The sequence below is a fragment of the Mycoplana sp. 10N416 genome (assembly GCF_056394765.1).
The window spans coordinates 180095-205954 of record NZ_JBFTIM010000005.1 but is presented as its reverse complement, the minus strand read 5'-3'; the positions used below and the strand labels follow the sequence as shown (position 1 = coordinate 205954).

Below are 25860 nucleotides of genomic sequence, written 5' to 3'. Positions count from 1 at the left end.
CCGGCCGAGCCTTGCTCAGGCGCTGATATCGACGACGCCGCAGTCACCGACTTCGGACGCGAAGGCAAGCTGCCGGCCGTTCCCGCTCCAGGCCATCGACGAGATCGCGCCCTTGCCGGGCCGGCGTAGCAGCACTTCGCGGCTGTCGGCAAAGCGGGCGGCGAGCACCATGCCGTCCGAATAGCCGATCGCGACGACCTCTTCCGCCGGATGGCAGGCAACGGACGTCACCATCACGTCGGCACGGGTGCCAAGCTCCAGCGGCGCCTTGCCCATTGGCCCGTCCTTCGATGCGAAGGGCCAGACAATTGCGGCGGGCGCACCCGAGGAGGCGAGCCACTTGCCCTTGGCCGACCAGGAGAGCGACTTCACTTTCGCCGGATAGCCGGTCATGCGCATGTGACGGGTCTCGGCGGCCTTGCTGTCGAGCTTCCAGCCGTGCAGGGCATTCTCCTGCATGCTGGTGACGACGAAGCGCCCGTCCGGCGAGAAGGTGACGCCCGTGTGCGCGCCCTTCCATTCGAGATCGACCGGCTGGCCTGCAGTCGCCACCCAGTGCATCGACACACCGTTGTAGCGGGCGACGGCGATGCGCAGCCCCTTCGGCGCGAAGGCAAGGCCTTCGACCGTGCGCTGCTCGGGAAATTCCTTCAGCGTGCCGTCGGCAAGGCGGACCCGGGTGGTGCGACCTTCGGCGAAGGCGACGATGCCTTGCGGCCCGGCGGCCACCACGGAGATCCACTTGCGCGGCACTTCCGAAAGCAGAGTTGCGGTGCCGTCGGCGGCAATCCGGAAGACCTTGCCGTCTTCGCCGCCGGTGACGAGCGTGTCGTTCGCCTCGTCGCGGACGCAGGCGAGCAGCCCGTCATTGGCCTCGGTGACCTTGTGGCCGTGGTCGAGCCGGTGGATCGCGCCGATCGCCGTTGCGAAGAACGGCACGTCGCCAAGGAAATACGTCGCGACGACGTGGCCGTCGAGATCAAGGGGGGCAACGGTCGGCATCAGTGCGTATCTTTCGTCGGCATGACGTTGTCCGAAAACGGTTTCGCACGTTTCGGTATCATGCTTTTGCCTCGCAGGCCTTGAAGGTACGCTCGATCTTCTCGCGGTCGAGGTCGCGGCCGATGAAGACGAGGCGGCTTTCGCGCTTCTCGCCGTCCTTCCAGGCGCGCTGGTGGTCGCCCTCGACGATCATGTGCACGCCCTGGACTACATAGCGCTCGTCGTCGCCGGCAAAGGCGATGATGCCCTTCAGGCGCAGGATGTTCGGCCCGTCCGTCTGGGTGATCTTCTGGATCCAGGGGAAGAAGCGGTCGGGGTTCATCTCGCCGCCGCGCAGCGAGATCGACTGCACCGTCACGTCGTGGATCGGCGAGGGGCCATGGTCGTGGTGATGGTGGTCATGATCATGGTCATGATGGTGGTGGTCATGATCGTGATGGTGGTGGTCATGCCCATGGTCATGGTCGCAGCCCGGGCCGCAGACGTGGTCCTCATGGTCATGGTCGAGGAACTGCGGGTCGTTCTCGAGCGCGCGCTCCAGGTTGAAGGCGCCTTGATCCAGGACCTTAGCCAGGTCGATGTCGGAGCGGGTTGTGCGGTAGATGCGAGCCGACGGGTTGATGGCGCGCACCGTCACCTCGACTTGCTCCAGCTCTTCCGGGGTGACCAGGTCGGTCTTGTTCAGCAGCACGACGTCGGCAAAGGCGATCTGGTCCTCGGCCTCGCGGCTGTCCTTCAATCGCAGCGGCAGGTGCTTGGCGTCGACGAGCGCCACGACCGCGTCGAGCTCGGTCTTGGAGCGGACGTCGTCGTCCATGAAGAAGGTCTGGGCGACCGGCACGGGATCGGCCAGGCCGGTGGTCTCGACGATGATCGCATCGAAGCGACCCGGGCGGCGCATCAGCCCCTCGACGACGCGGATCAGGTCGCCGCGAACGGTGCAGCAGATGCAGCCGTTGTTCATCTCGTAGATCTCTTCGTCGGACTCGACGATCAGGTCGTTGTCGATGCCGATCTCGCCGAACTCGTTGACGATGACGGCGTACTTCCGACCGTGGTTCTCGGTGAGAATCCGGTTCAGAAGGGTGGTCTTGCCGGCGCCGAGATAGCCGGTGAGGACGGTGACGGGGACGGGCTTTTGCGTGGCGGTATCGGTCATGAGAGCCTCGAGAACGGTCGGGGATGCGGTCGGCACCCGGTTGGCGTCTGATATAGGAGATCGAAGGCGGCAGCGCAAACGCTGCGCGCGCTCAGCGCAGCGTCGCCACGTCGAATGCGTTCACGTCCTCGATCAGTTCGACTAGGCCTGTTATCGCATGATCCAGCAATCGCTCGCCGCGTTCGGCGGTCGCGGCGGCCGCGTTGCCGGCCGCGCCCTGCGGGTTCAGGTCTGACATCTTCCAGCCGAAGGCGTGCGGGCCATAGGCGCGCAGGTGGCGGAACCGGCCGGCGAAATCCGTTTGGCGCGATGGGAAATTGGCGGCCTTGTCGCGCTTTACCAATTGCGGATGGATTGCGAGCATTACCGATGTTTCGATGTCGCCTCCATGAATATCGACGGCTTTTTCCTGCGGCGCGATCCAGCCGTCGGGTTGGCCGAAGCGGGTCCAACTCGTCGCGACCGCCAGCATTTCGTAGCGGATGCGCGCCTCGGTGGCGACGACCGTCATCAGCGGCGAGTTGCCGCCATGGGCGTTGAGCATCACGAACTTGCGGACACCCAGCGCGGACAGGTCGGCGGCGATGCCGAGCCAGCGCTCCACGGCTTCGTCATAGGCGAGCGATTTCGTGCCTTCCACGTCAAGATGCTCGGGCGAGTAGCCGATCCGTTCGGTGGGCAGGAAGGTAACGGGCAGGTCCGCCGGGAGGGCTGCGATGAGCCGGTCGACGATCGCGTCGGCGATCAGCCAATCCGTCTCGAGGGGTAGGTGCGGACCGTGGCCTTCATGTGCGCCAAGGGGGAGGACGGCAATCCAGTCGGCGCGCGCCGCAGCATCGAGCGCAGGGTCGTTGTCTTGCCAGCGTCTTGCCGGGCGGACACGCATCGGGCCTCTTCCTGTCTTGTCGTCAACGGGTCGTCTCTGTCATACAAGGTGAGTTCGGCGAAACAAGATCGGCGGGGACGCATGGGCAAGAAAAAAAAGGAAGAGAAGAAAGAAAAGGCCAAGAAGAAGGAGCACGCTCCGATCGGATCGACCGACGTTTCCGGTGCCATCGTCCAGGCAGCCCGCTCGATCCGCACCGTCCTCTCCCGAAATCTTCTTTCCAGCGGTCTTTATGCCGGGCAGGATGGCGTGATGCTGGCGCTGGCCGACAACGGTGGGATGACCGCAGGCGCGCTCGCCGCCCGCCTCGGCGTCAAGGCGCCCACCATGACCCGCACCATCGGTCGCCTGGAGGCGCAGGGGTTTGTCGAGCGCAAGCCGGACACGGCTGACGGGCGGCTTACCGTTGTCGAGCTGACGCAAACAGGGCGCGCCTCGCTCGCCCTTATTGCGCAAGCCTGTGATTTGAGTGAGAGCCAGGCACTCGATGGCTTGAGCGACAAGGAGGTCCGCACGCTCCTGAAGTTGCTGCGCACCGTGGATGGAAATCTGCGCGGCGCCGCGGCGCAAACCGGTGAGAAGAACGTTGCGGAGCAGATTTAAATAGTTTAAATAAACGATTTAAATATCGCGTTTGTCAGATCCGGGGAAGGTCATGGCGCAGAAGGTCAAACTGTCCACGATCGCGGAAACGCTCGGGGTATCTACCGCAACCGTGTCCCTGGCCCTGCGTGACAGCCCGCTCGTTGCGGTCGCCACCCGTGACCGGATCAAGGAGCAGGCGCGCGCGCTCGGTTACATCTACAATCGCCGTGCCGCCAGCCTGCGCACGTCGCGGTCGGGCATCATCGGCGTCGTCGTGCACGACATCATGAACCCGTTCTACGGCGAGATCCTCAAGGCGATCGAGAGCGAACTCGATCGCGATCGCCAGACCTTCATTCTCTCCAACCACTACGACTCGGTCGAAAAGCAGCGAAATTTCATCGAGACGCTGCTCCAACTCGGCGGCGACGGCGTCATCATGTCGCCGGCGATCGGCACGCCGCCGGAGGATATCCTGCTGGCGGAGGACAACGGCATGCCGGCGATCCTGATCGCGCGGTCGATCGACGGTATGGACGTGCCGATCTTCCGCGGTGACGACGCCTATGGCATCTCGCTGGCGACGAACCACCTGATCGGGCTTGGTCACCGCGTCATCGCCATGGTCGGCGGCACCGACCAGACCTCCACCGGGCGCGACCGCTATCAGGGCTATGTGAACGCGCTGCGCAAGGCCAATATCGAGGTCGATCCGGGCTTGCGCATTCCCGGCCCGCGCTCCAAGCAAGGCGGGTTCGAGGCCGCGGTGAATTTTCTATCGCTGCCGCAGAAGCCGACGGCCGCCGTCTGCTGGAACGATCTGGTCGCGATCGGGCTGATGAACGGAATCGCACGCGCCGGGCTCGTGCCGGGCCGCGACGTTTCGGTGACCGGCTATGACGACCTCGAGGAAGCCGCGATCGCCACGCCTTCGCTCACGACCGTCTGGAATGGCCAGTCGGAGGTCGGGCGCAGTGCCGCCCGGGCGCTGCTCGACAAGCTTTCCGGCAGCCATGAGCCGGACGGCATTCACCTCATCAAGCCGGAAATGCGCATTCGCCAGTCGACCGGTCCCTTGAAGCACAACGGACACGACGCCGCCTGAGGGCGAACGATGCCACAGCAGGGGGCAGCCCATGTCTGGAAGGCCGAAAGTTCTTTTTGTCGGGAAAGTCAGGGAGCGTGTCGCCGAGCGGCTCGGTGATGCGGTGGAACTGATCCGTTGCGCAGCCCCGCTCGTTTCCGGTGTCCTTGATCCCGAAACCGCGGCCAGAATCCGCGGCGTTGCCGTCTCCAACAATTTCGACGGCGCAGCGTTCGACTGTCTGCCGAATCTTGAAATCATCGCCAATTTTGGCGTCGGCTACGACGGCATCGATGTCGGCAGCGCGGCTGCGCGTGGCATTGTCGTGACCAACACGCCGGACGTGCTGAACGACGAAGTTGCCGACTCGGCGATCGCGCTGCTTCTGAACACGTTGCGGCGGTTCCCGGACGCGGAGTCCTGGTTGCGCAAGGGGCGCTGGGAGCGAAGCGGCGCGTTTCCGTTGTCGAAACTGACGCTGCGCGGCCGCTCGGTCGGCATCTACGGGCTGGGCCGGATCGGGCTGGCGATCGCCCGACGGCTGGAGGGGTTCGGGGTATCGATCAGCTATCACACCCGCACCAGAAAGTCCGATGCGCCGTACGGCTACCATCCGTCATTGCTTGGCATGGCCGCAGCCGTCGACACACTGATTGCGATCGTCCCAAAGACCCCGGAGACCTACAAGGCGATCGACGCAACGGTGCTGTCGGCGCTCGGCCCGGACGGCGTTCTTATCAATGTCGGCCGCGGCTGGACCGTGGATGAGCAGGCGCTTGCGGAAGCGTTGGAGGCAGGTACGATCGCCGCCGCGGGGCTCGACGTGTTCCAGGATGAGCCGCACGTGCCGGCTGCGCTGCTCGCCGCGCCCAACACCTGCCTGCTTCCGCACGTCGCCTCGGCTTCCGTCGCCACGCGTGACGCCATGGCCGATCTGGCCGCGGACAACCTCTTGGCCTGGTTTGACTCCGGCAGGCCGTTGACACCGGTGCCGGAAACGCCGCGCTGAAGCGGTGGATCCTTTCGAAACGGCCAGACTGTGTCGTTAAGATGTCGTCAACGATACGGGCGCAAGCTTTCTTCGAATCGCCCTGCTTCGGAGAGAGCCATGCGAAAAGTGATGCTTCCGGTTGGCTGCACCCTTGCCCTTTTTGCCGGGATCTGGTCGCTGGATGGGGGAAGCCCTCCGGACGTGGACCCGGTTATTTCCGGCTCAATCCCTCAGATTGATGCGCCCGCGGGCGACAGATTTTTATCCGTCACAAATGTCGAAGCAGAAACGGCCTGTGCGGTATCGCGCGGCGAAAAACTGACCAACAGAAGCATGCGTCTTACCGCGGCCAGGGGCTGCGAGCAGGTCTGGCCCGGCTTGTCGCACGTGGCAACCTGGACCGAGAACGGCGACGGAACGGTCGTCCTGTCCAATGCTGCGGGTGACGCCGTGCTGACGCTGGCCGAAGGCGACGGGATGGCCTACGAGGCCATCGACCCGCCAAACGCGGTGATCACGCTGAACGCTGCGGATTAAGGGCTGCAGCGATCTATTCAGATCGCCTGTGCGCGTCGCCTGGGCCCTCCGCATGTTTGCCGCGAAGCTGGCCGCCCCTTCCGGGAGACAGATTTAGCCGGCAGCTTGGCGCGCCGGCCGGACCATCTTCGAATCCGCGTAGGCGCGGACGGCCTCGCCAAAAGCTGCAAACAGCTTGTTTGAAGGTTCGTCGGAGCCGACCCAGTACTCGGGATGCCACTGGACACCGACGGCAAACGCCTTCGAGCCGATGACCGAAACAGCCTCGATCGTACCGTCTTCGGCCAGAGCCTCGATGGCGAGCTGCGGAGCGTTCTTCGAAATTGCCTGGCGGTGCAGGGAATTGACACGCACGGTCCCGGCGCCGATGACCGAAGCTAGGCAGCTTCCTTCCTTGACGATCACCTCCTGGCGTATGCCATAGGCCTCGTCGAGGTCCGTCGTGTTCGGCTTGCGGTGATCCCAGTTCCCAGGGATTTCCTGGATCTCGTTTGCCAATGTTCCGCCGAGCGCGACGTTCAATTCCTGCAGCCCGCGACAGATCGCAAGCAGCGGGATGCCGCGCTCCAGTGCGCGCTTGATGAGGGGAAGTGCTGTGGCGTCGCGGGCGAGGTCGAACGGGCCGTCCGCTTCGGTCGCTTCGCTGCCCCAATAGGATGGATGCACATTGGTGCGCGAGCCGCTGACCAGAAGGCCATCCACGCGGTCGAGGATTTCATCGAAGTCGTGCCCGCTTTCCAGCGCCGGCACCAGGAAAGGGATGACGCCGGCGCCCTTGACGGCGGCGCGGACATATTGGTTCGGAGTGGCCTGCCAGACATTGCCCTCGATCTCGCGGATGTCGGCGGGGATGGCGACGACAGGTTTCGGCATGCTGAACTCCGATCGAATTGGCTTGTCGATGCCGCGGCAAATTCGATCAAGCCTTGTCCAAGTGCAAGCGATCGCGCATTGCGCAACACGCTTATCCGATGGGTTTGCCGATAAATCGCAACCCAGTCAATTCCCAAGCTTGGAGCCGTACGAGAAATATCGCAACTGCGGCCTGCGGCTGCTGGCGCGTAACGTGCGAGGAGAGGTCAAATCCGGCCTGTCAAAATTGACCTTTGGTTCATCATGTTCCAAGAAACCCGAGGTCCGGCAATGAGATTGCCGTGAGGCCTGCCGCGCGCGCCGTCCGTGCCCGAAGTGCGATTTCTGCAACATTCCGCTATGTGGGGTTGCGTTTTGGGCCGATCCTGGAGTGTTCAGCGCAAGAGAGGGTTGAACAGGTGTGCAAAAGCACGGACAAAGCAGCGAAAAGCCGGTGCTTACTCCGCGCAATCGGACAATTTCGCGAAATCATTCATTAAAATTTCGCCTGTAACGCTCGCCCGTCAATGGGAGCGCCGAATCCATGAAGGATCGAGGTCAAAGCACGCTGCCGGCGGATGTGTATCTGTCGTTCGTCAGTTCGCTTTACGGAAACCGCCAGACCCTGTTCGTCGGCATGATTTCCCATGTCGTCACATTCGCGTTCGTCTATGCAAAGACCGCCGATCCGTTCTTCCTCGCCTGTTGCGCTGCGGTCGTCCTTATCTGGTCGCTGCGCGCCCACGGCATGCGCCGTTTCGACCGCGTCGATCACTCCGCACTCGACAATGATGGAATCCGGTACTGGGAAAACTGGTACAATACCGGCGCAGTCGGCACGACGCTCGTGCTCGGCATGGCGAGCGGCTACAGCCTGCTGGTCAGTCGCGACAGTTTTGCGGAACTCGCCTGCATTTCCGTGACGCTCGCCACCATGGTGTCGGTGGTGGGTCGCAACTGCGGCTCGAGCCGGGCCGTCGACTACATGAGCTTTTCGGCCTGCTTTCCGATGGTGGTGGGCTTTCTCGGCCTGCAGGACTTCTACCACGCCGTGCTGGCGGTGCTCATTCTGCCCTTTATCCTGACGACCAGGATCATGGCGAACGGCGTCCGCAGCTTCCTGCACAAGGCTGCACTGGCCACCCGCGAAATCAAGATCATCGCCGACCGTTTCGACGCTGCGCTCAACAACATGCCGCACGGATTGTTCATGCTGGATGCGGACCAGCGGATCCTCGTCGCCAACCGTCGTGCCTGTGAGCTGCTGCGACTCGGTGACAAGGATCGGCTGAAGGATTGCCACCTCGACGTCGTGCTGCGCTATGGCGTGCGAAACACCTTCCTGAACGCGGAACAGAGCAGGGGGGTGCTGCGACAGCTCGACGAACTCTTGAAGGGCGAGCGCTCCCGCGCGCTCGTGCAGATAACCGACGATTTCTACCTGGAGTTCACCGCCAGCCGCCGGGAAAACGGCGGCGCCGTCCTGATTTTCGAGGACGTGACGGCCCGCATGCGGGCGGAGAACAAGATCCTTCACATGATCCGCTACAACAGCCTGACCGGGCTGCCGAACCGCACCTATTTCGGCGAACTGGTGCAGGCGGCGCTGGCGGAGCGCAAGCGGCCGGGCACCGTGGGCTTCATGGTGCTGGACGTCGACGAGTTCAAGCACGTCAACGACATGAAGGGGCACGTCACCGGCGACCGGTTACTCTGCCTGATCGCGGAGCGCATGCGAAAGGCGGCCGGCGACAAGGCGATCGCCGCCAATCTGATGGGCGACGAGTTCATCCTGTTTTTCCCGAACGAGAACGACCGCAAGGACCTTGAGGACCGCATGCGTCGGATGCACCAGCAGGTGCGCGGCTCTTATGAACTGGACGGAATGACCTTCAACGTGTCGCTGAGCGCCGGATGCGTGCTCTGCGACAGCGAAGACTTTCGCATGGAAGACATGCAGATCAAGGCCGATCTTGCCTTGTTCGAGACCAAATCGCGGGCCAAGGGCGGCTTCACCACATTCGAGGAGGAGATGGACGCCCGTTACGTCGATCGACAGAAGCTCAAGGCCGATCTGCGCGAGGCGGTTGCCAAGGACGAGCTGTCGGTCGCTTACCAGCCGATGTTCCAACCCGACGGATCGCGCATCGAATGCTGCGAGGCGCTGGCGCGATGGACGCATGCCGAGCGCGGACCCGTTTCACCCACGGTCTTCATCCAGATCGCCGAGGAGATGGGAATCGTCTCTGAGATCACGCGTCTGATGATCGAGCGCGCTTGCGCCGATTGCGCTGGCTGGCCCGGGCACATGGGCGTTTCTATCAACCTGTCGGTGCAGGACCTGCGCAACGCCGAGATCGTCGGCGTTGTCACGGATGCGCTGATTTCGTCCGGTCTCAAGCCGTCCCGACTGCACCTGGAGGTGACCGAGAGTTGCCTGATGGAGGAACCGGTCAAGGTCAAGGCGGTGCTGCAGGAACTGCGCGCGCGCGGTATCACCATCGCCATCGACGACTTCGGCACGGGTTACTCGAGCCTCAGCTATCTCGACGCGCTGCCGCTAGACGTCATCAAGATCGATCGATCCTTCGTGCGCAACATCGCCGAGGATGCGCGTCGCTTCAAGCTGCTGCGCGGCACGGTCAATCTCTCGCGCGAACTCGGCCTCAAGATCGTCATCGAAGGTGTCGAAACCCGTGAACAGCTGGCTCTGATCAACCAGCATCGATGTGCCGATCTGGTCCAGGGATATGTCTTCGCCGCACCGATGTCTTCGGCCGCACTCATGGACCTGACAGAAACCCTGGCCCGTACCGCCGCCGATACACGCGCCCGGCGCGGACGCCACTTCGCCTGATTCCTCTCAAGCCCCGGCAATCCTCAAGCTTCCCCTAAAATACTGATTTCCTTATATGACGAAAAGTCTGTTAAGGTTAATAGATGGCAATTTACACAAATTGATCGAAATGATTGAGTGTGTGCCTGCGGTGCTGCGGCCGCGGTCATTCAATCGGGGATTTGTGTCTTATGGCCAGCGTACAATCGGCGACCAATCGGTTCTCGGACAAGCTCATGCAGTTGCTCGACCGGGTGGAGTACCGCCGGGTGGAATCCGGGGAGGACATGGAGGAGGTCGCCCGCATCCGCTACAAGGCCTACAAGGCCGGTAGCGTCATGCAGCTGGGCGACGAGTCGCCGCTCCTGATCGACGAAGCCGACTTCGACAGTCATGCCTATGTGTTCGGGATCTACTACGAGGAGCGACTGATCTCGACCGTCCGTCTGCATCACGTCACGCCCGAGCATCGCGTTACCTCGTCCGGCAAGGTGTTTCCCGACGAGATCAACGCCTTTCTCGATGCCGGCATGACGCTGATCGATCCGGTCCGCCTGGCCGCCGACCCGGAGGTCTGGAGCGAAATGCCGGCGATCCCCTATCTCACGCTGCGCCTGGCCACGATGGCGACCGACTATTTCCAGGCCGATCGCTGCCTGCAGATGGTCAAGCCGGCGCATGCAGCTTTCTACAAGCGGGTGTTCGATGCCGATTTCGTCGCCTCGCCGAAGAGCAACCATGGCAAGTTTATCATCGACCTCATGCTGCTTGCCACCCGCGTGAAGGAGGTTCTGCCGTCGCTCTATGTGCGCTTCCCCTTCTTCAAGTCGGAAGCGTTCGAGCGGCGGATGTTGTTCGGGCGCGGCGAAGACATGCTTTTCAGCCCGCTGACGGTGCGCCCGACCGCCCGCCTTGCGCATTTCGGCGCCGCCAGCCGTATCCAGATCGGCGAGGCGGGTCTGCGCGCCTGATCCGCGCGTGCCGTGTCGCAACTCGAGCGACAAATGTCGAGGTGCGACTCTGTCACGCGTTGCGCTTTGACAAGCCATTGTGTAAGCGATGGCAACAGGGGCCTTGTGGCCCGCGTTGATGAATGCGCCCTCTAAGCGCCGGCGCAGGCAAACAGGAGACGATAGCATGGCTGAACTTCATACCGGACCGGTCGAAATGGGTGCTCCGATGGACTACGCAGAGCATGAGAAGACCTACGTCTTCTTCCTGAACGCGGCCAAGTACGTAACGATGTTCTGCGTGACGCTGATGATCGCAATGGCCGCCGCCTTCTTTACCAGCGCCGGGTTCTTTTCCGGGTTCGTCCTCCTGATCGTTCTCAACGTCCTCGGGTTCATCGCTCTGCGCTGAACGCTCTCTAGCGGACGACGGAATACCGCGCCCCCTGCCGGGGGCGCCTCTGCATAGCGCTGCCGAACTGGGGGAGGATTGGCGTGTGAGTGGAATTGTATTCGTTGCGCGGGAGGTGGATCCCGCGGAAAGCCGGGTTTCTGCGTCGGTCGAGACGGTGAAGAAGATGAAGGGGCTCGGCTTCGACGTGGTCGTCGAAGGAGGGGCAGGCCTTTCGTCCCGTATTCCCGACACGGATTATGAGGCCGCAGGAGCCAGGATCGGCTCGGCTGCAGACGCAAAGGGCGCCGACGTGGTGCTCAAGGTGCGTCGGCCGACCGACAAGGAAATCAAATCCTACAAGTCCGGCGCGCTCGTCATCGCGATCATGGATCCCTACGGCAACGATAAGGCGCTTGCCGCGATGGCCAAGGCGGGCCTCACCACGTTTGCGATGGAACTGATGCCGCGCATCACCCGCGCCCAGTCCATGGACGTGCTTTCCTCGCAGGCAAACTTGGCGGGCTACCAGGCGGTGATCGATGCGGCCGCCGAATACGACCGCGCGCTGCCGATGATGATGACGGCGGCTGGCACCGTTCCGGCCGCAAAGGTCTTCGTCATGGGTGCAGGCGTTGCCGGTTTGCAGGCAATCGCGACGGCCAAGCGCCTCGGTGCCGCCGTCTCCGCCACCGACGTTCGTCCTGCCGCCAAGGAGCAGGTCGCCTCTCTCGGCGGCAAATTCATCGCCGTGGAGGACGAGGAGTTCAAGGCCGCCGAGACGGCCGGCGGCTACGCCAAGGAAATGTCCAAGGAATACCAGGCGAAGCAGGCGGCGCTCGTTGCCGACCACATCGCCAAGCAGGACATCATCATCACCACCGCTTTGATCCCCGGTCGCCCCGCACCGAAGCTTGTCACCCGTGAGATGCTGAAATCGATGCGCCCGGGGGCGATCGCCGTCGACCTCGCCGTCGAGCGTGGCGGCAACATCGAGGGCTCCGAGGCCGGCAAGGTCGTCGATGTCGAGGGCGTCAAGGTCATCGGCTATCTCAACATGCCGGGCCGGATCCCTGCCTCCGCGTCGCTGCTCTACGCGAAAAACCTCGTCACCTTCCTGGAGACGCTGGTTAACAAGGAAGCAAAAACGCCCGCCGTCAATCCCGAGGACGAACTGGTCAAGGCGACGATGCTGACCCGCGATGGTGCGGTCGTCCATCCGAACTTCGCCGCTGCCGAGAGCAAGGAGAACGCGTGATGGCCAACGAACTCCTGGACAAGGCGCTCACCGATCTCGAGCGCGCCGTCGAAGCGGTCCGCACGGCGGCCGAGTATGCCCCCGAGGCCGCCGGCGCCGTCGCGCATGGCGTTTCCGGCGGGGCGATCGATCCGTTCGTCTTCCGGCTGGCGATCTTCGTGCTGTCGATCTTCGTCGGCTACTACGTCGTCTGGTCGGTGACGCCGGCGCTACACACGCCGCTGATGGCCGTCACCAACGCGATCTCCTCGGTGATCGTCGTCGGCGCGCTGCTCGCCGTCGGCATCTCGCTGTCGGGCATCGCCACCGGCTTCGGCTTCGTCGCCCTGGTGCTTGCCTCCGTCAACATCTTCGGCGGCTTCCTCGTCACCCAGCGCATGCTGGCGATGTACAAGAAAAAAGAGAAGTGAGGGCCTGCTGATGTCTCAGAATCTCGCAGCCTTCCTCTATCTCGTCTCGGGCGTGCTGTTCATCATGGCGCTGCGCGGCCTGTCGCACCCGACCACCAGCCGGCGCGGCAACATGCTCGGCATGACCGGCATGGGCATCGCCATCGTCACGACGCTGATCCTGGCTTCGCCCTCCTTCGGCGGATTCATGCTGATCGTCGTCGGCCTGGCGATCGGTGGCGGCGTGGGCGCCTATATCGCCCGCTCGATCCCGATGACCTCGATGCCGCAACTGGTCGCCGGCTTCCACTCGCTGGTCGGTCTCGCCGCGGTGCTTGTGGCCGCCGCTGCGCTCTATTCGCCGGCCGCCTTCGGCATTGGTGAGGTCGGCTCCATCCATGGCCAGGCGCTGGTGGAAATGGCGCTCGGCGTCGCGATCGGCGCGATCACCTTCACCGGCTCGATCATCGCCTTCCTGAAGCTCGACGGGCGCATGTCCGGCAAGCCGATCATGCTTCCGTCGCGGCACTTGATCAATGCCGTGCTGCTGGCGCTGATCGTCTTCTTCATCGTCGGGCTGGCGCTGACCGAGAGCCATTTCAATTTCTGGGCGATCGTCCTGCTGGCGCTGGCGCTCGGCGTGCTGATCATCATTCCGATCGGCGGCGCCGACATGCCCGTCGTCGTCTCGATGCTGAACTCCTATTCGGGGTGGGCGGCTGCCGGCATCGGCTTCACGCTGGGCAACCTGGCGCTGATCATCACCGGCGCGCTGGTCGGCTCGTCGGGTGCGATCCTGTCCTACATCATGTGCAAGGGCATGAACCGCTCGTTCATCTCGGTCATCCTCGGCGGCTTCGGCGGCGAGACGGCGGCGGTGGTCGACGACGGCATCCAGCGCACCGTCAAGCAGGGTTCGGCCGACGACGCCGCCTTCCTGATGGCGAACGCCTCCAAGGTCATCATCGTGCCGGGCTATGGCATGGCGGTGGCGCAGGCGCAGCACGCGCTGCGCGAACTCGCCGACAAGCTGAAGGCGAACGGCGTCGAGGTGAAGTACGCGATCCATCCGGTGGCCGGTCGTATGCCCGGCCACATGAACGTGCTGCTCGCAGAAGCCAACGTGCCCTATGACGAGGTGTTCGAGCTGGAGGACATCAACTCGGAGTTCGCCCAGGCCGACGTCGCCTATGTCATCGGCGCCAACGACGTCACCAATCCGGCCGCGCGCGACGACAAGTCCTCGCCGATCTACGGCATGCCGATCCTCGACGTCGACAAGGCCAAGACCTGCCTGTTCGTCAAGCGCTCGCTCGGCTCCGGCTATGCCGGCATCGACAACACGCTGTTCTACAAAGACGGCACGATGATGCTGCTCGGCGACGCCAAGAAGATGACCGAGGACATCGTCAAGGCGATGAACCACTGAGCCGACGCAAACCGGTGAAAGAAAAAGGGGCCCGCGAGACGATCGCGGGCCTTTTGGTTTGGTTCAAGGCTGGTTCTCAACCCCTCATCCGCCTGCCGTGCCGTTCTCCGCGCTTGTGGGGAGAAGGGCACTCGCGGCGGTGCCCGTCACTCTTTCCGCATGCGGGGAGGTAGGTTGGAAGCGGCGCGGCATATGTCCTTCGTCCCGCTTGCGGGGAGAAGGCCGGCAGGCCGGATGAGGGGCCTTTCAGCCGGCGATGCAATGAAAAAGCCCGCGATCGTCTCGCGGGCTTGGCCGAATCTCTTCGCAGTCTGGAATGCTGCCTGTTATGCCGACTTGCCGCGGGTGCGGGCCAGGCCGTCCTTGGCAGGCAGGTACTTGGGGTCGAGCTGGAGCGCGTGCGAATAGGACTTCGCAGCCTTCGCCATGTCGCCCTTGCGCTCGTAGATCAGCGCCTGGTTCGCCCAGGACTCGGCAATCTTGCCGTCGAGCGTGATCGACGTGTTGAAATCGGCAAACGCGTTTTCGTCGTCGCCCTGGGCGGCATAGGACAGGCCGCGGCCGTTGTAGGGTTCCGGCGAGCTGGGCGAAAGGGAGATCGCCTTTGAAAAGTCTTCGATCGCCGGACCGTGCTGGCCGCGCTTCTGGTAGATGAGGCCGCGGTTGTGGTAGGCGCGCGGATCCGTCGTGTCGAGCTGGACCGCCTTGTTGAAGTCGTTGAACGCGTCGTCCATGCGGCCGGCCTGGCGGTAGAGGTTGCCGCGGCCGATATAGGCGACGTCGTAGCTCGGGTTGATCTGCAAAGCCATGTTGTAGTCGGCGGCAGCCTCGGCCTGATTGCCCATGTTGCGTTGAACCAGGGCGCGGTTGGCGTAGGCCTGGTAGAAGCGCGGGTTGAGCTGTACCGCCCGGTTGAAGTCCTCCAGCGCGTCGCGGAACTGGCCGGCGCGGCCGTAGGCGGAGCCGCGGACGTTATAGCCTTCCGGATCCTGCGGATTGGCGGCGATCACGCTCGACAACGAGGAGATGTTCTCCGACGAGCCCTGCGCGCGCTCGACGCGCATGACGTCGGAGGTGCTGTTGCTCTGGCAGGCGGTCAGCAGCCCGGCCGAGGCAAGGGTGAGAAGGGCGACGGCAACGGGCCTGCGAAGGTTCGTGGCATCAGCGAAGCGTTTCAGCGTGGAGGTGGAATGCGCCGTATTAGCTGCCATTAAGATCTGATCCCTCAATAAAGCGCGTCGCGCCCATCGTGCATCCCCTCGCGCCGGCGTGACCTGCCACCGCTGGGGGCTCGTTCCATTGGACAGCATGGCAACGCTGATGCGTCGGCTGCCCAGCGGCGCGATCGGCACCCACCTTGCGGCGGATTGGAGCAAATGCGCGGGTCCCCAGGCACAATGCCCGACGCGCATCAAAAAAGGCGGTGGCGATCCTATCGCCCCCGCCAGACCTTGCATCTGAAAACGTCGAAAAAACGACGGATCAACGGCCCGTGCGGCCACCGGCAATCAGGCCTTCGCGCTGTGCGCGCTTGCGAGCCAGCTTGCGGACGCGGCGGACGGCCTCGGCCTTCTCGCGGGCACGCTTCTGCGACGGCTTTTCGTAGTAGTCCCGCATCTTCATTTCGCGGAAGATGCCTTCGCGCTGCATCTTCTTCTTGAGAGCGCGGAGCGCCTGATCGACGTTGTTATCGCGGACTAGTACCTGCACGAGTATCCCGTTCCTTTGTTTGTGTTGGACGCCTCGGGGATCCAGGTCGACGAGGCAAACAAAAAATAGTTTCGCAGCCCAGCAGGCACGCGAGTGGGAGGTCGGATACCAGAACATTGGGTGGAAGTCCAGACGTCCGGCTCGAAACCACGGGAAAAATCACCGGGCAGCGGTCGGAACAAGGGCTGCGACGTACGTTATCGTACCGATGTCGCAAGCCGCGCAAGCCGCGCCTGAATGCGTCGCAAAGAAAACGTTGTAACTGCCCCAGATTTGCTTTCTATCGGCGACACGGAAATCGAGCCGGACACATACGGAGTAGAGGCGGATGCGCAAATATTCGGTCTTTGCCGTCGCACGCGAGGCGTTGCGCGGCCACACGGGATGGGAGCCACAATGGGCATCGCCCGAACCCCGCAAGGAGTATGATGTCATCATCATCGGCGCGGGCGGCCATGGCCTCGGAACCGCCTATTATCTCGCCAAGGAGCACGGCATCACCAATATCGCCGTCCTCGAAAAGGGCTGGCTCGGCGGCGGCAACACTGGCCGCAACACGACCATCATCCGCTCGAATTACCTCTATGACGAAAGCGCAGGTCTTTATAACCATGCCCTGAAGCTGTGGGACGGTCTTTCCCAAGACCTGAATTACAACGTCATGTATTCGCCGCGCGGCGTTATGATGCTGGCCCACAACATCCACGACGCGCAGGGCTTCCAGCGTACTCTCCACGCCAACCGCCTGAACGGTGTGGACAATGAATGGCTGACGCCGGAGCAGGCCAAGGAATACTGCCCGCCGCTCGACATTTCCCGTTCCGCCCGCTACCCGGTGGTCGGCGCGACGCTGCAGCGCAAGGGCGGTACCGCCCGCCACGACGCCGTCGCCTGGGGTTATGCCCGCGGCGCCTCCGATCGCGGCGTCCACATCATCCAGAACTGCGAGGTCACCGGCATCCGCCGCAACCCGGACGGTTCGGTGGCCGGCGTCGAGACGACGCGCGGGCCGATCAACGCCAAGAAGGTCGGCGTCGTCGCGGCCGGGCACACCTCTGTCGTCATGCAGATGGCCGATATCCGCATGCCGCTCCTCAGCTTCCCGCTGCAGGCGATGGTCTCCGAGCCGGTCAAGCCGATCTTCCCCTGCGTCGTCATGTCGAACACGGTCCACGCCTATATCTCGCAGTCGGACAAGGGCGAGCTGGTGATCGGTGCCGGCACCGACCAGTACCAGTCCTATTCGCAGACCGGCGGCCTGCACATCATCACCCACACGCTGGATGCGATCTGTGAACTGTTCCCGATGTTCACCCGCATGAAGATGATGCGCTCCTGGGGGGGCATCGTCGACGTGACGCCGGACCGCTCGCCGATCCTGGCCAAGACGCCGGTCAAGGGCCTGTACGTCAACTGCGGCTGGGGCACCGGCGGCTTCAAGGCGACGCCCGGCTCCGCCCATGTCTTCGCCCACACGATCGCCCGCGACGAGCCGCATCCGATCAATGCGCCCTTCACGATGGAGCGGTTCCGTACCGGCCGCCTGATCGACGAGGCCGCCGCCGCCGCCGTGGCTCACTAAACCTTCTTAATCGCCTGCGCTCTCCGGTGGAGGGTGGCAGGCCGGAGACGACAAGATGCTGCTGATCCATTGCCCCTACTGCGAGGAAGAGCGCCCGGAACTGGAGTTCCGCGGCGCCGGCGACGCCCATATCCTGCGTCCGACCAACATCGCTGACATCTCGGATGAAGAGTTCGAGGCCTTCTTTTTCCTGCGCGACAACGTCAAGGGTCTCGTCTACGAGCGCTGGCGCCACATTCATGGCTGCGGCCGCTTCTTCAACGCCGCGCGCGACACCGTGAGCGACAAGTTCGTGACGACCTACAAGGCGGGCCAGCCGCGCCCGGATCTTTCGCCGGCGCCGGCAGCGACGGAAAGGACCGTCGAAACCTATGAAGCTACGGAAGGAGTGGCAGGATGAGCGGGGCAAATCGTATCACGGGCGCCGGTCGCCTGACCCCCGCCCGCCAGGCAAGGTTCACATTCGACGGCAAGAGCTATGAGGCGCTGGAGGGTGACACGGTCGCCTCGGCGCTGCTGGCCAACGGCGTCCATCTTGTCGGCCGCTCGTTCAAGTACCATCGTCCACGCGGCATCCTGTCGGCCGGCGCAGAGGAGCCGAATGCGCTGATCGACGTCGAGCGCGACGCCGCCCGCAAGCAGCCGAACGTGCGGGCGACCGTGCAGGAGGTGTTCGACGGCGCGACGATCTCGTCGCAGAACCGCTGGCCGTCGCTGGCCTTCGATGTCGGGGGCGTCAACAACCTGCTGTCGCCCTTCTTCGCTGCCGGCTTCTACTACAAGACCTTCATGTGGCCGAAAGCCGCCTGGGAAAAGTTCTACGAGCCGCGCATCCGCGCTGCCGCCGGCCTCGGCGTCGCGCCGACGCAGGCTGATACCGACCACTACGCCAACCGCTTCGCCCATTGTGACGTGCTCGTCGTCGGTGCCGGCATCGCCGGCCTTTCGGCGGCCCTTGCCGCCGCTGAGAGCGGCGCACAGGTGATCCTCTGCGACGAGCAGCCGGAAGTCGGCGGTGCGTTGCACTACGACAAGTCGGTCACGATCGACGGACAGGACGGCTTTGCCTGGGCGCAGGCGACCGCGGCCCGGCTCGCGGCGATGGACAACGTCACCGTCCTCACCCGCACGACCGCCTTCGGCTACTATGCGCAGAACTTCGTCGTGCTGGCCGAACGGGTCACCGACCACCTGTCGCGTCCGGACCGCAAGCTGCCGCGCGAGCGGATGTGGCAGGTGCGGGCCAAGCGCGTCGTCCTGGCGACGGGCGCGATCGAACGCCACATGGTGTTCGCCAACAACGATCGTCCCGGCATCATGCTGGCGTCCGCCGCGCGGACCTACCTCAACCACTTCGGCGTCGCCGTCGGCAAGAAGGTTGGCGTCTACACCGCCAACGATTCGGCTTACGAGGCGGCCTTCGATCTGGCGCGCGCCGGTGTCCGGATCGCTGCGATCGTCGACAACCGCACCAAGCCGGGCGAGGCGGTCCTCGCCGAAGCCCGCAGCCTCGGCATCGAAGTGCTGACCGGCCATTCCGTGATTGACACCAAGGGGCATCGCCGCGTCAATTCCATGACGGTCGCCCGCAACGGTGGCGGCGGAAAGCGCACCATTGCCGTCGATGCGCTGATCATGTCGGCCGGCTGGACGCCGTCCGTTCACCTGTTCTCGCAGTCGCGCGGCAAGGTCGCCTACAACGCCGAAGCCGGCCAGTTCCTGCCGGGCACCTATGCGCAGGATTGCCTGTCGGTCGGCGCCTGCAACGGCACCAATGGCCTGCAGGCAACCGTCGAGGAAGCGCTCGCCGCCGGTGAACTGATGGCGCGCGCGACCGGCAGCAATTCCGGCGGCAAGGTCGAGATCCGCGCCGAGAATGCCTTCGAATGGACCGGCGGCATGGCCGGTGCGGCCGAAGGGGCGGGCGCCAACGACAATGTCAAGGCGTTCATCGACTTCCAGAACGACGTCTGCGCCAAGGACATCCGCCTTGCCGTTCGCGAGGGCATGCACTCGATCGAGCACATCAAGCGCTTCACCACCAACGGCATGGCGACCGATCAGGGCAAGCTGTCCAACATCCACGGCCTGGCGATCGCTGCCGAGACACTGGGCCGCGACATCCCGAAGGTCGGCCTGACCACCTTCCGCGCGCCCTATACGCCGGTGACCTACGGGACGATCATCAACCACTCGCGCGGCGAGCTCTTCGATCCGACCCGCAAGACGCCGATCCACGCCTGGGAAGAGGCGCATGGTGCCGTGTTCGAGGACGTCGGCCAATGGAAGCGTGCCTGGTACTATCCGCGTGCCGGCGAGACCATGCATGAGGCGGTGAACCGCGAATGCAAGACGGTGCGCGACGTCGCCGGCGTGTTCGACGCCTCGACGCTCGGCAAGATCGAGGTGGTCGGCCCGGATGCGGCCGAGTTCCTGAACCTGCTCTACACCAACGCCTGGGACACGCTGAAGCCCGGCCGCTGCCGTTACGGCATCATGCTGCGCGAGGACGGCTTCGTCTATGACGACGGCGTCGTCGGCCGCATTGCCGAGGACCGCTTCCACGTCACCACCACGACTGGCGGCGCGCCGCGGGTGATGAACCACATGGAGGACTACCTCCAGACCGAGTTCCCCCACCTCAAGGTGTGGCTGACCTCGACCACGGAGCAGTGGGCGGTCATCGCCGTTCAGGGGCCGAAGGCGCGCGAGATCATCGCACCGCTCGTCGAGGGCATCGACCTGTCGAACGAGGCTTTCCCGCATATGAGCGTGCGTGAGGGCAAGATCTGCGGCGTGCCGACCCGGCTGTTCCGCATGTCGTTCACCGGCGAGACCGGCTTCGAAGTCAACGTCCCGGCCGACTACGCCCAGGCCGTCTGGGAAGCGATCTGGGCCCGGGCCGAGCCGATGGGCGCCTGCGCCTACGGCACCGAGACGATGCACGTCCTGCGCGCCGAGAAGGGTTACATCATTGTCGGTCAGGATACCGACGGCACGGTAACGCCCTTTGACGCGGGCGTCGGCTGGGCGGTCTCGAAGAAGAAGACCGATTTCGTCGGCATCCGCGGCCTGAAGCGCCCGGACCTCGTCGCTGAGGGCCGCAAGCAACTGGTCGGCCTCAAGACCAAGGACCCGACGGTGGTGCTGGAGGAAGGCGCTCATATCGTCGCCGATCCGAACCAGCCGATCCCGATGAAGATGCTCGGCCACGTCACCTCGTCCTACTGGTCGTCGAATTGCGGCCATTCGATCGCCCTGGCGCTCGTCGCCGGCGGCCAGGCCCGCATGGGACAGACGCTTTACGTGCCCATGAGCGATCGCACGATTGCCGTCGAGGTCACGGACATGGTGTTCATTGACAAGGAAGGAGCACGCCTCAATGGCTGACCAAGCATTGCGAAAAGCGCCCCTCGGCGGCTTTCACGGCGGCTCCGGCGCCGCCAACGTCTCCGCGGCCGGTCCGGCGACCCGCCTGTCATTGCGCGCCCGGCCCGATGCCATCGCCGTATTGTCCCGCGCGCTCGGCGTCGACCTGCCGACGGACCCGAAGACATCGTCCACCAAGAACGGGCGTCATGCGCTCTGGCTTGGCCCCGACGAGTGGCTGCTGATCGACGAGAACGGCGCCGACCTGGCCGCTGCGGCGGCCAAAGCAGGCGCGCTGCATTCCGCTGCCGATATTTCCCATCGCAACACGGCGATCCTGGTCGCCGGACCGAAGGCGGCGCTGGCGATCGCTTGCGCCACCCCGCACGACCTTTCGCCGTCGGCGTTCCCGGTCGGCGCCTGTGCACGGACGGTGCTCGGCAAGATCGAGGTCGTCATCTTCCGGACCGGCGAGGAGGAGTTTCGGGTCGAGTGCTGGCGGTCGTTCGCCCCCTATGCGTCCGCGCTTCTTGCGGAAGGAGCAGAAGACGCGGGGCTTTAACCCGCGTCTGCATCCTGGCGACATCGACTGGCCGGTTACGCATCCTCCGGCCGGTCCTTCGGGTCGAACTGGATGATCGTGATCCAGTTCGCTGTCAGCGCCGGCTTGCGTTCGTTCTCGATGTCGACGGTCACCTCGTAGGTGACCATCAGCATGCCGGCACCGCGAAAGCGAGCTTCAGCCATGGTGAAGCGGCCGCGAACGCGGGCGCCGCTCTTAACCGGCGCCATGAAGCGCACCTTGTCGAAGCCGTAGTTGATGCCCATCGTCTGTTCGATGACGCGCGGCAGGCAGTCGTAATTCATCGCCGACAGCAGGGACAGCGACAGGAAACCGTGCGCGATCGTGCCGCCGAACGGCGTTTCCACCGCAGCGCGAACGGGATCGGTATGGATGAACTGGTGGTCCTCGGTCGCCTCGGCGAAACGATCGATCATGGTCTGGTCGACGGAAAACCATTTCGACACGCCGATCTCCTTGCCGACAAGGTCCTTGACGTCGGTAAGGTGGATTTCGGGTGGCATCGTCAGTCCTTTCGTTCGGCGCACAGCGAAGCTTGAAGGCGATGTTTAGCGCATGGGTCGCGAAATCGTAACCGGTTTTCACAGCGATGTTCGGTGGAAAGGTCCCGGTCCGACCGTTTTTGACAGGGACGAACGGTCAAACCTGCTCGATCAGAAAATCCACGCTGCGCGGCGGCACTTCCGTCACCGTTGATCCAGTCTTTATCAGCAGGCTGCGCCAATTCCCGCCGGCGACGGCGGGCAGGGAAAGCGGCAGCGGCTCGTGGCTTCGGTTGAAGCACACCGCAAGCCGCACCGTTCGCCCGCTTTCGGTATCGAGGCTGGTGAGTGTCATGGCCAGCGACGACGCTGACGGGGTTTCCCAGTCGCAGACCTGCATCGGCGTACCGTCCAACCGTAGCCACTCGACGTCTCCCTTGCCGTAGTAGAAACTCGGGTCGGAAAAGATGGAGAACCGCCTACGGATGGCCGCGAGCGCGACGACATGGGCGATAAGGTCCTCGTCGATTCTCGCCCAATCGAGCCAGGTCAGCGCGTTGTCCTCGCAATACGCGTTGTTGTTGCCCTGCTGGCTGCGTCCACCTTCGTCGCCGGCCGTGAGCAGCACCGTTCCCTTTGAGGCAAAGAGGCTGGAAAGCAATGCCATGACGTCGCGTTTGCGCGCTGACAGCACGGTCTTGTCGCCTGTTTCGCCCTCCACGCCATTGTTCCAGGAATGGTTTTCGTCGTGGCCGTCGCGGTTGTGTTCGCCGTTGGCCTCGTTGTGCTTGCCGGCATAGGAAACCAGGTCCAGAAGCGTGAAGCCATCATGGGCTGCAATGAAATTGACGCTGCGTGTCTGCGTCGCCCCATCGTGCTGGAAAGTGTCGGCGGAGCCTGAGAGAACGGTCGCAAACGCGCCGAGCCTGCCGGCATCGCCGCGCCAGAACAGCCGCGTGTCATCGCGGAAGCGATCGTTCCATTCGAGGAAGGACGGCGGAAAACTGCCGAGCTGGTAGCCCCCCAAGCCAATGTCCCAGGGTTCGGCAATCAGGATGCGGTCGGACAAGATGGGGTCGGTCCGCATTTCCGAAAAGAGCGCCGCCTTGGGGTCGAAGCCGTTGGCCTCGCGTCCGAGAACCGTGGCTAGATCGAAGCGAAAGCCGTCCACGCCGGCGTTCCGCACGAAGTGGCGCATGCTGTCGAGGATCAGCCGCCGGACGACCGGATGTTCGCAGGCGATGGTATTGCCGCAGCCTGTGTCGTTGACCAGTTCGCTGGGCCGGCCGGGCACATGGCGATAGTAAGCGAGGTTATCGAGGCCACGCATCGACAGCGTTGTGCCGAAGCGATCGCTTTCGCCGGAGTGGTTGAAGACCAGGTCGAGGATCACGCCGATGCCCTCGGCGTGCAAGGCAGCGACCGTCGAAGCCAGTTCGCTGATGCCGCCGGGCGCAAGCATCGGATCGAGCGCCATCAGCGCGACCGGATTGTAGCCCCAGCTGTTGTGCAGCCCGAGCGCGGGGAGGTGGCGTTCGTCAATCCAAGCGACGATCGGCATCAGTTCCACCGCATCGACGCCGATCCGCTTCAGATGGGCGATCACGGATGGATGGGCCAGCGCGCCGATGGTGCCGCGGGCTTCTTGCGGAATGTCGGGGTGCAGCATGGTGAAGCCGCGCACCGCAATCTCGTAGATCATCCCGCCCGGACGAAACCGCGGCGGGGCCGGCGACATCGGCGCGTCGATCGTGACAATGGCCTTCGGCACGAGATCGGCGGTGTCCTCGCCATAGCGGGTGAGGCGGACGTCATGGACGAAGCGCCGGTCCAGCTGCTTGGCATAGGGATCGACGAGCAGCTTGCTCGGATCGAACCAGAGGCCGTGATCGGGCGAATGGACGCCGTCGGCCCGATAGCCATAGCGCGTGCCGGGGCCGACGCCGTCGACGAAGACCCGGTGCACGTTGTCCGCGTCGCGCCGCATCGGCAAGCGCCGTATCTCTTCCTTGCCGTTGTCGTCGAAGAGGCAAAGATCGACGCGCGCGGCATCGCGGGAATGAACGGCGAAGGCGACGCCGCCCTCCACAACGGTCGCGCCAAGCGGTTCCGCCACCTTCGGCGTGGAGGCGGCGTGAGGCACCGCGGTCATTTCAGGTGATCACGCTCGGCGCGCTGCGGCCGGTGCGGGCCTTGATGCCGGCGATCTCGTCGGCGATGGCGATGAGATCGGCCAGCGCCTCTTGCGTTTCGACGTCGTGACGCGCCGCGTCCGGCTCGAAGCGCTCGATATAGACGCGCAGCGTCGCGCCCGAGGTGCCTGTGCCCGACAGGCGGAAGACGATGCGCGAGCCGCCGACGAAGAGAATGCGAATGCCCTGATGCTTGCTGACCGACTTGTCGATCGGATCGTGATAGGCGAAGTCGTCTGCCATCTCGACCACGCGGCCGTCGAACGGCTTGCCAGGAAGATCAGCGAGCCGCTTGCGCAAATCTTCGATGAGACCGTTCGCGGCTTCGGTTTCGACCTCTTCATAGTCGTGGCGGGAATAATAGTTGCGGCCATAGGTCGCCCAATGCTTCTGGACGATGTCGAGCACGCTTTCCTTGCGCACCGCAAGGATGTTGAGCCAGAGCAGCACGGCCCACAAACCGTCCTTTTCGCGCACGTGATTGGAGCCGGTGCCGGCGCTCTCCTCGCCGCAGATCGTCACCTTGCCGGCGTCGAGCAGATTGCCGAAGAACTTCCAGCCCGTGGGCGTCTCGTACATGCCGATGCCAAGCTTTTCGGCGACGCGATCGGCCGCGCCGCTGGTCGGCATCGAACGGGCAATGCCGGCAAGCCCCTTGCTGTAACCGGGCGCTAGGTGCGCGTTGGCCGCAAGAAGCGCGAGGCTGTCCGAGGGGGTGACGAAGATGCCGCGGCCGATGATCAGGTTGCGGTCGCCGTCGCCGTCCGATGCCGCACCGAAATCGGGCGCATCGTCGGCCATCATCGCCTCATAAAGGGCGCGGGCATGAACGAGGTTCGGGTCGGGGTGATGCCCACCGAAATCGGGCAGCGGCATGAAGTTCAGCACCGAGCCCTTGGGCGCGCCGAGGCGATTCTCGAGGATCTCCTTGGCGTAGGGACCGGTCACGGCGCTCATGGCATCGAACACCATACGGAAGCCGCCGGCGAACATGCGGCGGATCGCGGCGAAATCGAACAGTTGCTCCATCAGTTCGGCATAGTCGGTGACGGGGTCGATGACCGTCACGGTCATGTCTTCGACCGTACTTGTTCCTTCGAGGTCGAGATTGATATCGGCAGCATCGGCAATCTTGTAGCTGTCGATCACCTTCGAGCGGGCGTAAATTGCATCGGTTATCTTTTCGGGTGCGGGCCCGCCGTTGCCGATGTTGTACTTGATGCCGAAGTCTTCGGTCGGTCCGCCGGGATTGTGGCTGGCCGACAGGATGATGCCGCCGAAGGCCTTGTACTTGCGGATCAGGTTCGAGGCGGCAGGGGTCGAAAGAATGCCGCCGCGGCCGACCAGCACCTGCCCAAAGCCGTTTGCCGCCGCCATCTTGATGGCGATCTGGATCACCTCGCGATTGTAGTAGCGACCGTCGCCGCCGATCACGAGTGTCTGCCCGGAAAAGCCCTCCAGCGAATCGAAGATCGACTGGATGAAGTTCTCCGCATAGTTCGCCTGCTGGAACACGGGCACCTTTTTGCGCAGACCGGAAGTGCCGGGTTTCTGATCGTCGTATGGCTTTGTTTCTACAGTCGTAATCATGGC

Annotated in this window: 23 protein-coding genes; 14 read left to right on the top strand and 9 right to left on the bottom strand. The window is 63.9% G+C overall.

Annotated elements, in window-relative coordinates:
- Positions 1 to 15 precede the first annotated feature (15 nt).
- The 3 genes from AC1DDS_RS12400 to AC1DDS_RS12390 all read right to left on the bottom strand — a co-directional run bounded on the left by AC1DDS_RS12400 (position 16) and on the right by AC1DDS_RS12390 (position 3047).
- Complete coding sequence (locus AC1DDS_RS12400) at positions 16 to 1002, bottom strand: WD40 repeat domain-containing protein (protein ID WP_477479165.1); 987 nt, start codon at positions 1000 to 1002, stop codon at positions 16 to 18.
- 58 nt (positions 1003 to 1060) lie between these two features.
- The gene (locus AC1DDS_RS12395; RefSeq protein ID WP_477479164.1) at positions 1061 to 2161 is read right to left on the bottom strand and encodes a CobW family GTP-binding protein; all 1101 of its coding nucleotides are present in this window, start codon (positions 2159 to 2161) and stop codon (positions 1061 to 1063) included.
- 91 nt (positions 2162 to 2252) lie between these two features.
- Positions 2253 to 3047 (bottom strand): creatininase family protein, encoded by a 795-nt coding sequence (locus AC1DDS_RS12390; protein ID WP_477479163.1) that lies wholly within the window; start codon positions 3045 to 3047, stop codon positions 2253 to 2255.
- A gap of 81 nt (positions 3048 to 3128) precedes the next feature.
- Between AC1DDS_RS12390 and AC1DDS_RS12385 the strand changes: the two genes are divergently transcribed.
- From AC1DDS_RS12385 to AC1DDS_RS12370, 4 genes are all read left to right on the top strand, one after another.
- Entirely contained in the window at positions 3129 to 3650 is a 522-nt protein-coding gene (locus AC1DDS_RS12385; protein WP_477479162.1) for a MarR family winged helix-turn-helix transcriptional regulator, read from the top strand.
- A gap of 52 nt (positions 3651 to 3702) precedes the next feature.
- Positions 3703 to 4737, top strand: coding sequence for a LacI family DNA-binding transcriptional regulator (locus tag AC1DDS_RS12380; RefSeq protein ID WP_310419906.1), 1035 nt, complete (start codon positions 3703 to 3705; stop codon positions 4735 to 4737).
- Positions 4738 to 4768: 31 nt separating this feature from the next.
- Positions 4769 to 5725: a 2-hydroxyacid dehydrogenase gene (locus tag AC1DDS_RS12375; RefSeq protein WP_477479161.1), complete on the top strand. Its 957-nt coding sequence runs from the start codon at positions 4769 to 4771 to the stop codon at positions 5723 to 5725.
- A 99-nt stretch (positions 5726 to 5824) separates the two neighbouring features.
- The gene (locus AC1DDS_RS12370) at positions 5825 to 6244 is read left to right on the top strand and encodes an AprI/Inh family metalloprotease inhibitor (RefSeq protein WP_477479160.1); all 420 of its coding nucleotides are present in this window, start codon (positions 5825 to 5827) and stop codon (positions 6242 to 6244) included.
- 93 nt (positions 6245 to 6337) lie between these two features.
- Here the strand turns inward: AC1DDS_RS12370 and AC1DDS_RS12365 are convergent, their stop codons facing one another.
- A complete protein-coding gene (locus tag AC1DDS_RS12365; RefSeq protein ID WP_477479159.1) occupies positions 6338 to 7117 on the bottom strand; it encodes a gamma-glutamyl-gamma-aminobutyrate hydrolase family protein in 780 nt (259 codons plus the stop codon).
- 523 nt (positions 7118 to 7640) lie between these two features.
- On the opposite strand from AC1DDS_RS12365, the gene AC1DDS_RS12360 reads away from it, so the two are divergent.
- The 6 genes from AC1DDS_RS12360 to AC1DDS_RS12335 all read left to right on the top strand — a co-directional run bounded on the left by AC1DDS_RS12360 (position 7641) and on the right by AC1DDS_RS12335 (position 14349).
- Complete coding sequence (locus AC1DDS_RS12360; protein WP_477479158.1) at positions 7641 to 9953, top strand: putative bifunctional diguanylate cyclase/phosphodiesterase; 2313 nt, start codon at positions 7641 to 7643, stop codon at positions 9951 to 9953.
- Positions 9954 to 10123: 170 nt separating this feature from the next.
- Positions 10124 to 10903, top strand: coding sequence for an N-acyl amino acid synthase FeeM domain-containing protein (locus tag AC1DDS_RS12355; protein ID WP_310419895.1), 780 nt, complete (start codon positions 10124 to 10126; stop codon positions 10901 to 10903).
- A 166-nt stretch (positions 10904 to 11069) separates the two neighbouring features.
- The gene (locus tag AC1DDS_RS12350; RefSeq protein ID WP_477479157.1) at positions 11070 to 11294 is read left to right on the top strand and encodes an aa3-type cytochrome c oxidase subunit IV; all 225 of its coding nucleotides are present in this window, start codon (positions 11070 to 11072) and stop codon (positions 11292 to 11294) included.
- 85 nt (positions 11295 to 11379) lie between these two features.
- The gene (locus AC1DDS_RS12345; protein ID WP_477479156.1) at positions 11380 to 12531 is read left to right on the top strand and encodes a Re/Si-specific NAD(P)(+) transhydrogenase subunit alpha; all 1152 of its coding nucleotides are present in this window, start codon (positions 11380 to 11382) and stop codon (positions 12529 to 12531) included.
- The gene (locus AC1DDS_RS12340; RefSeq protein ID WP_374837634.1) at positions 12531 to 12941 is read left to right on the top strand and encodes an NAD(P) transhydrogenase subunit alpha part 2; all 411 of its coding nucleotides are present in this window, start codon (positions 12531 to 12533) and stop codon (positions 12939 to 12941) included. Before AC1DDS_RS12345 ends, AC1DDS_RS12340 begins: the two co-directional genes overlap by 1 nt.
- Positions 12942 to 12951: 10 nt before the next feature.
- Positions 12952 to 14349: an NAD(P)(+) transhydrogenase (Re/Si-specific) subunit beta gene (locus AC1DDS_RS12335; protein ID WP_477479155.1), complete on the top strand. Its 1398-nt coding sequence runs from the start codon at positions 12952 to 12954 to the stop codon at positions 14347 to 14349.
- A gap of 326 nt (positions 14350 to 14675) precedes the next feature.
- Here AC1DDS_RS12335 and AC1DDS_RS12330 read toward each other — a convergent pair whose 3' ends face one another.
- Positions 14676 to 15560 carry a tetratricopeptide repeat protein gene (locus AC1DDS_RS12330; protein WP_477479154.1) on the bottom strand — a complete coding sequence of 295 codons (885 nt, stop codon included), beginning with the start codon at positions 15558 to 15560 and terminating at the stop codon, positions 14676 to 14678.
- Positions 15561 to 15831: 271 nt separating this feature from the next.
- A complete protein-coding gene (gene rpsU / locus AC1DDS_RS12325; protein ID WP_037155834.1) occupies positions 15832 to 16059 on the bottom strand; it encodes a 30S ribosomal protein S21 in 228 nt (75 codons plus the stop codon).
- Between the two features lie 328 nt (positions 16060 to 16387).
- On the opposite strand from rpsU, the gene AC1DDS_RS12320 reads away from it, so the two are divergent.
- Genes AC1DDS_RS12320 through AC1DDS_RS12305 form a run of 4 tightly spaced genes read left to right on the top strand, consistent with a single transcriptional unit; the run spans position 16388 to position 21572 of the window.
- Positions 16388 to 17641: a sarcosine oxidase subunit beta gene (locus AC1DDS_RS12320; protein ID WP_310419883.1), complete on the top strand. Its 1254-nt coding sequence runs from the start codon at positions 16388 to 16390 to the stop codon at positions 17639 to 17641.
- 55 nt (positions 17642 to 17696) lie between these two features.
- Positions 17697 to 18041: a sarcosine oxidase subunit delta gene (locus tag AC1DDS_RS12315; RefSeq protein ID WP_310419881.1), complete on the top strand. Its 345-nt coding sequence runs from the start codon at positions 17697 to 17699 to the stop codon at positions 18039 to 18041.
- Positions 18038 to 21031: a sarcosine oxidase subunit alpha gene (locus AC1DDS_RS12310; protein WP_477479153.1), complete on the top strand. Its 2994-nt coding sequence runs from the start codon at positions 18038 to 18040 to the stop codon at positions 21029 to 21031. Before AC1DDS_RS12315 ends, AC1DDS_RS12310 begins: the two co-directional genes overlap by 4 nt.
- On the top strand, positions 21024 to 21572 hold the full coding sequence (locus AC1DDS_RS12305; RefSeq protein ID WP_477479152.1) for a sarcosine oxidase subunit gamma: 549 nt from the start codon (positions 21024 to 21026) through the stop codon (positions 21570 to 21572). Before AC1DDS_RS12310 ends, AC1DDS_RS12305 begins: the two co-directional genes overlap by 8 nt.
- 35 nt (positions 21573 to 21607) lie before the next feature.
- Here AC1DDS_RS12305 and AC1DDS_RS12300 read toward each other — a convergent pair whose 3' ends face one another.
- The 3 genes from AC1DDS_RS12300 to AC1DDS_RS12290 all read right to left on the bottom strand — a co-directional run bounded on the left by AC1DDS_RS12300 (position 21608) and on the right by AC1DDS_RS12290 (position 25857).
- Complete coding sequence (locus AC1DDS_RS12300) at positions 21608 to 22096, bottom strand: MaoC family dehydratase (protein ID WP_477479151.1); 489 nt, start codon at positions 22094 to 22096, stop codon at positions 21608 to 21610.
- A gap of 136 nt (positions 22097 to 22232) precedes the next feature.
- Positions 22233 to 24227: a glycogen debranching protein GlgX gene (gene glgX, locus AC1DDS_RS12295; protein WP_477479150.1), complete on the bottom strand. Its 1995-nt coding sequence runs from the start codon at positions 24225 to 24227 to the stop codon at positions 22233 to 22235.
- A gap of 1 nt (position 24228) precedes the next feature.
- Positions 24229 to 25857 (bottom strand): alpha-D-glucose phosphate-specific phosphoglucomutase, encoded by a 1629-nt coding sequence (locus AC1DDS_RS12290; RefSeq protein WP_477479149.1) that lies wholly within the window; start codon positions 25855 to 25857, stop codon positions 24229 to 24231.
- Positions 25858 to 25860: the final 3 nt, after the last annotated feature.

Bases quoted from the DNA above. Each gene is read 5' to 3' on its own strand.
- AC1DDS_RS12395 (WP_477479164.1), bottom strand. From the start codon at position 2,161: ATGACCGATACCGCCACGCAAAAGCCCGTCCCCGTCACCGTCCTCACC.
- AC1DDS_RS12310 (WP_477479153.1), top strand. From the start codon at position 18,038: ATGAGCGGGGCAAATCGTATCACGGGCGCCGGTCGCCTGACCCCCGCC.
- AC1DDS_RS12355 (WP_310419895.1), top strand. From the start codon at position 10,124: ATGGCCAGCGTACAATCGGCGACCAATCGGTTCTCGGACAAGCTCATG.
- AC1DDS_RS12370 (WP_477479160.1), top strand. From the start codon at position 5,825: ATGCGAAAAGTGATGCTTCCGGTTGGCTGCACCCTTGCCCTTTTTGCC.
- AC1DDS_RS12335 (WP_477479155.1), top strand. From the start codon at position 12,952: ATGTCTCAGAATCTCGCAGCCTTCCTCTATCTCGTCTCGGGCGTGCTG.
- AC1DDS_RS12385 (WP_477479162.1), top strand. From the start codon at position 3,129: ATGGGCAAGAAAAAAAAGGAAGAGAAGAAAGAAAAGGCCAAGAAGAAG.
- AC1DDS_RS12375 (WP_477479161.1), top strand. From the start codon at position 4,769: ATGTCTGGAAGGCCGAAAGTTCTTTTTGTCGGGAAAGTCAGGGAGCGT.
- AC1DDS_RS12340 (WP_374837634.1), top strand. From the start codon at position 12,531: ATGGCCAACGAACTCCTGGACAAGGCGCTCACCGATCTCGAGCGCGCC.
- glgX (WP_477479150.1), bottom strand. From the start codon at position 24,227: ATGACCGCGGTGCCTCACGCCGCCTCCACGCCGAAGGTGGCGGAACCG.
- AC1DDS_RS12300 (WP_477479151.1), bottom strand. From the start codon at position 22,096: ATGCCACCCGAAATCCACCTTACCGACGTCAAGGACCTTGTCGGCAAG.
- AC1DDS_RS12350 (WP_477479157.1), top strand. From the start codon at position 11,070: ATGGCTGAACTTCATACCGGACCGGTCGAAATGGGTGCTCCGATGGAC.
- AC1DDS_RS12365 (WP_477479159.1), bottom strand. From the start codon at position 7,117: ATGCCGAAACCTGTCGTCGCCATCCCCGCCGACATCCGCGAGATCGAG.
- AC1DDS_RS12330 (WP_477479154.1), bottom strand. From the start codon at position 15,560: ATGGCAGCTAATACGGCGCATTCCACCTCCACGCTGAAACGCTTCGCT.
- AC1DDS_RS12380 (WP_310419906.1), top strand. From the start codon at position 3,703: ATGGCGCAGAAGGTCAAACTGTCCACGATCGCGGAAACGCTCGGGGTA.
- AC1DDS_RS12360 (WP_477479158.1), top strand. From the start codon at position 7,641: ATGAAGGATCGAGGTCAAAGCACGCTGCCGGCGGATGTGTATCTGTCG.
- AC1DDS_RS12400 (WP_477479165.1), bottom strand. From the start codon at position 1,002: ATGCCGACCGTTGCCCCCCTTGATCTCGACGGCCACGTCGTCGCGACG.
- AC1DDS_RS12315 (WP_310419881.1), top strand. From the start codon at position 17,697: ATGCTGCTGATCCATTGCCCCTACTGCGAGGAAGAGCGCCCGGAACTG.
- AC1DDS_RS12390 (WP_477479163.1), bottom strand. From the start codon at position 3,047: ATGCGTGTCCGCCCGGCAAGACGCTGGCAAGACAACGACCCTGCGCTC.
- AC1DDS_RS12290 (WP_477479149.1), bottom strand. From the start codon at position 25,857: ATGATTACGACTGTAGAAACAAAGCCATACGACGATCAGAAACCCGGC.
- AC1DDS_RS12320 (WP_310419883.1), top strand. From the start codon at position 16,388: ATGCGCAAATATTCGGTCTTTGCCGTCGCACGCGAGGCGTTGCGCGGC.
- AC1DDS_RS12305 (WP_477479152.1), top strand. From the start codon at position 21,024: ATGGCTGACCAAGCATTGCGAAAAGCGCCCCTCGGCGGCTTTCACGGC.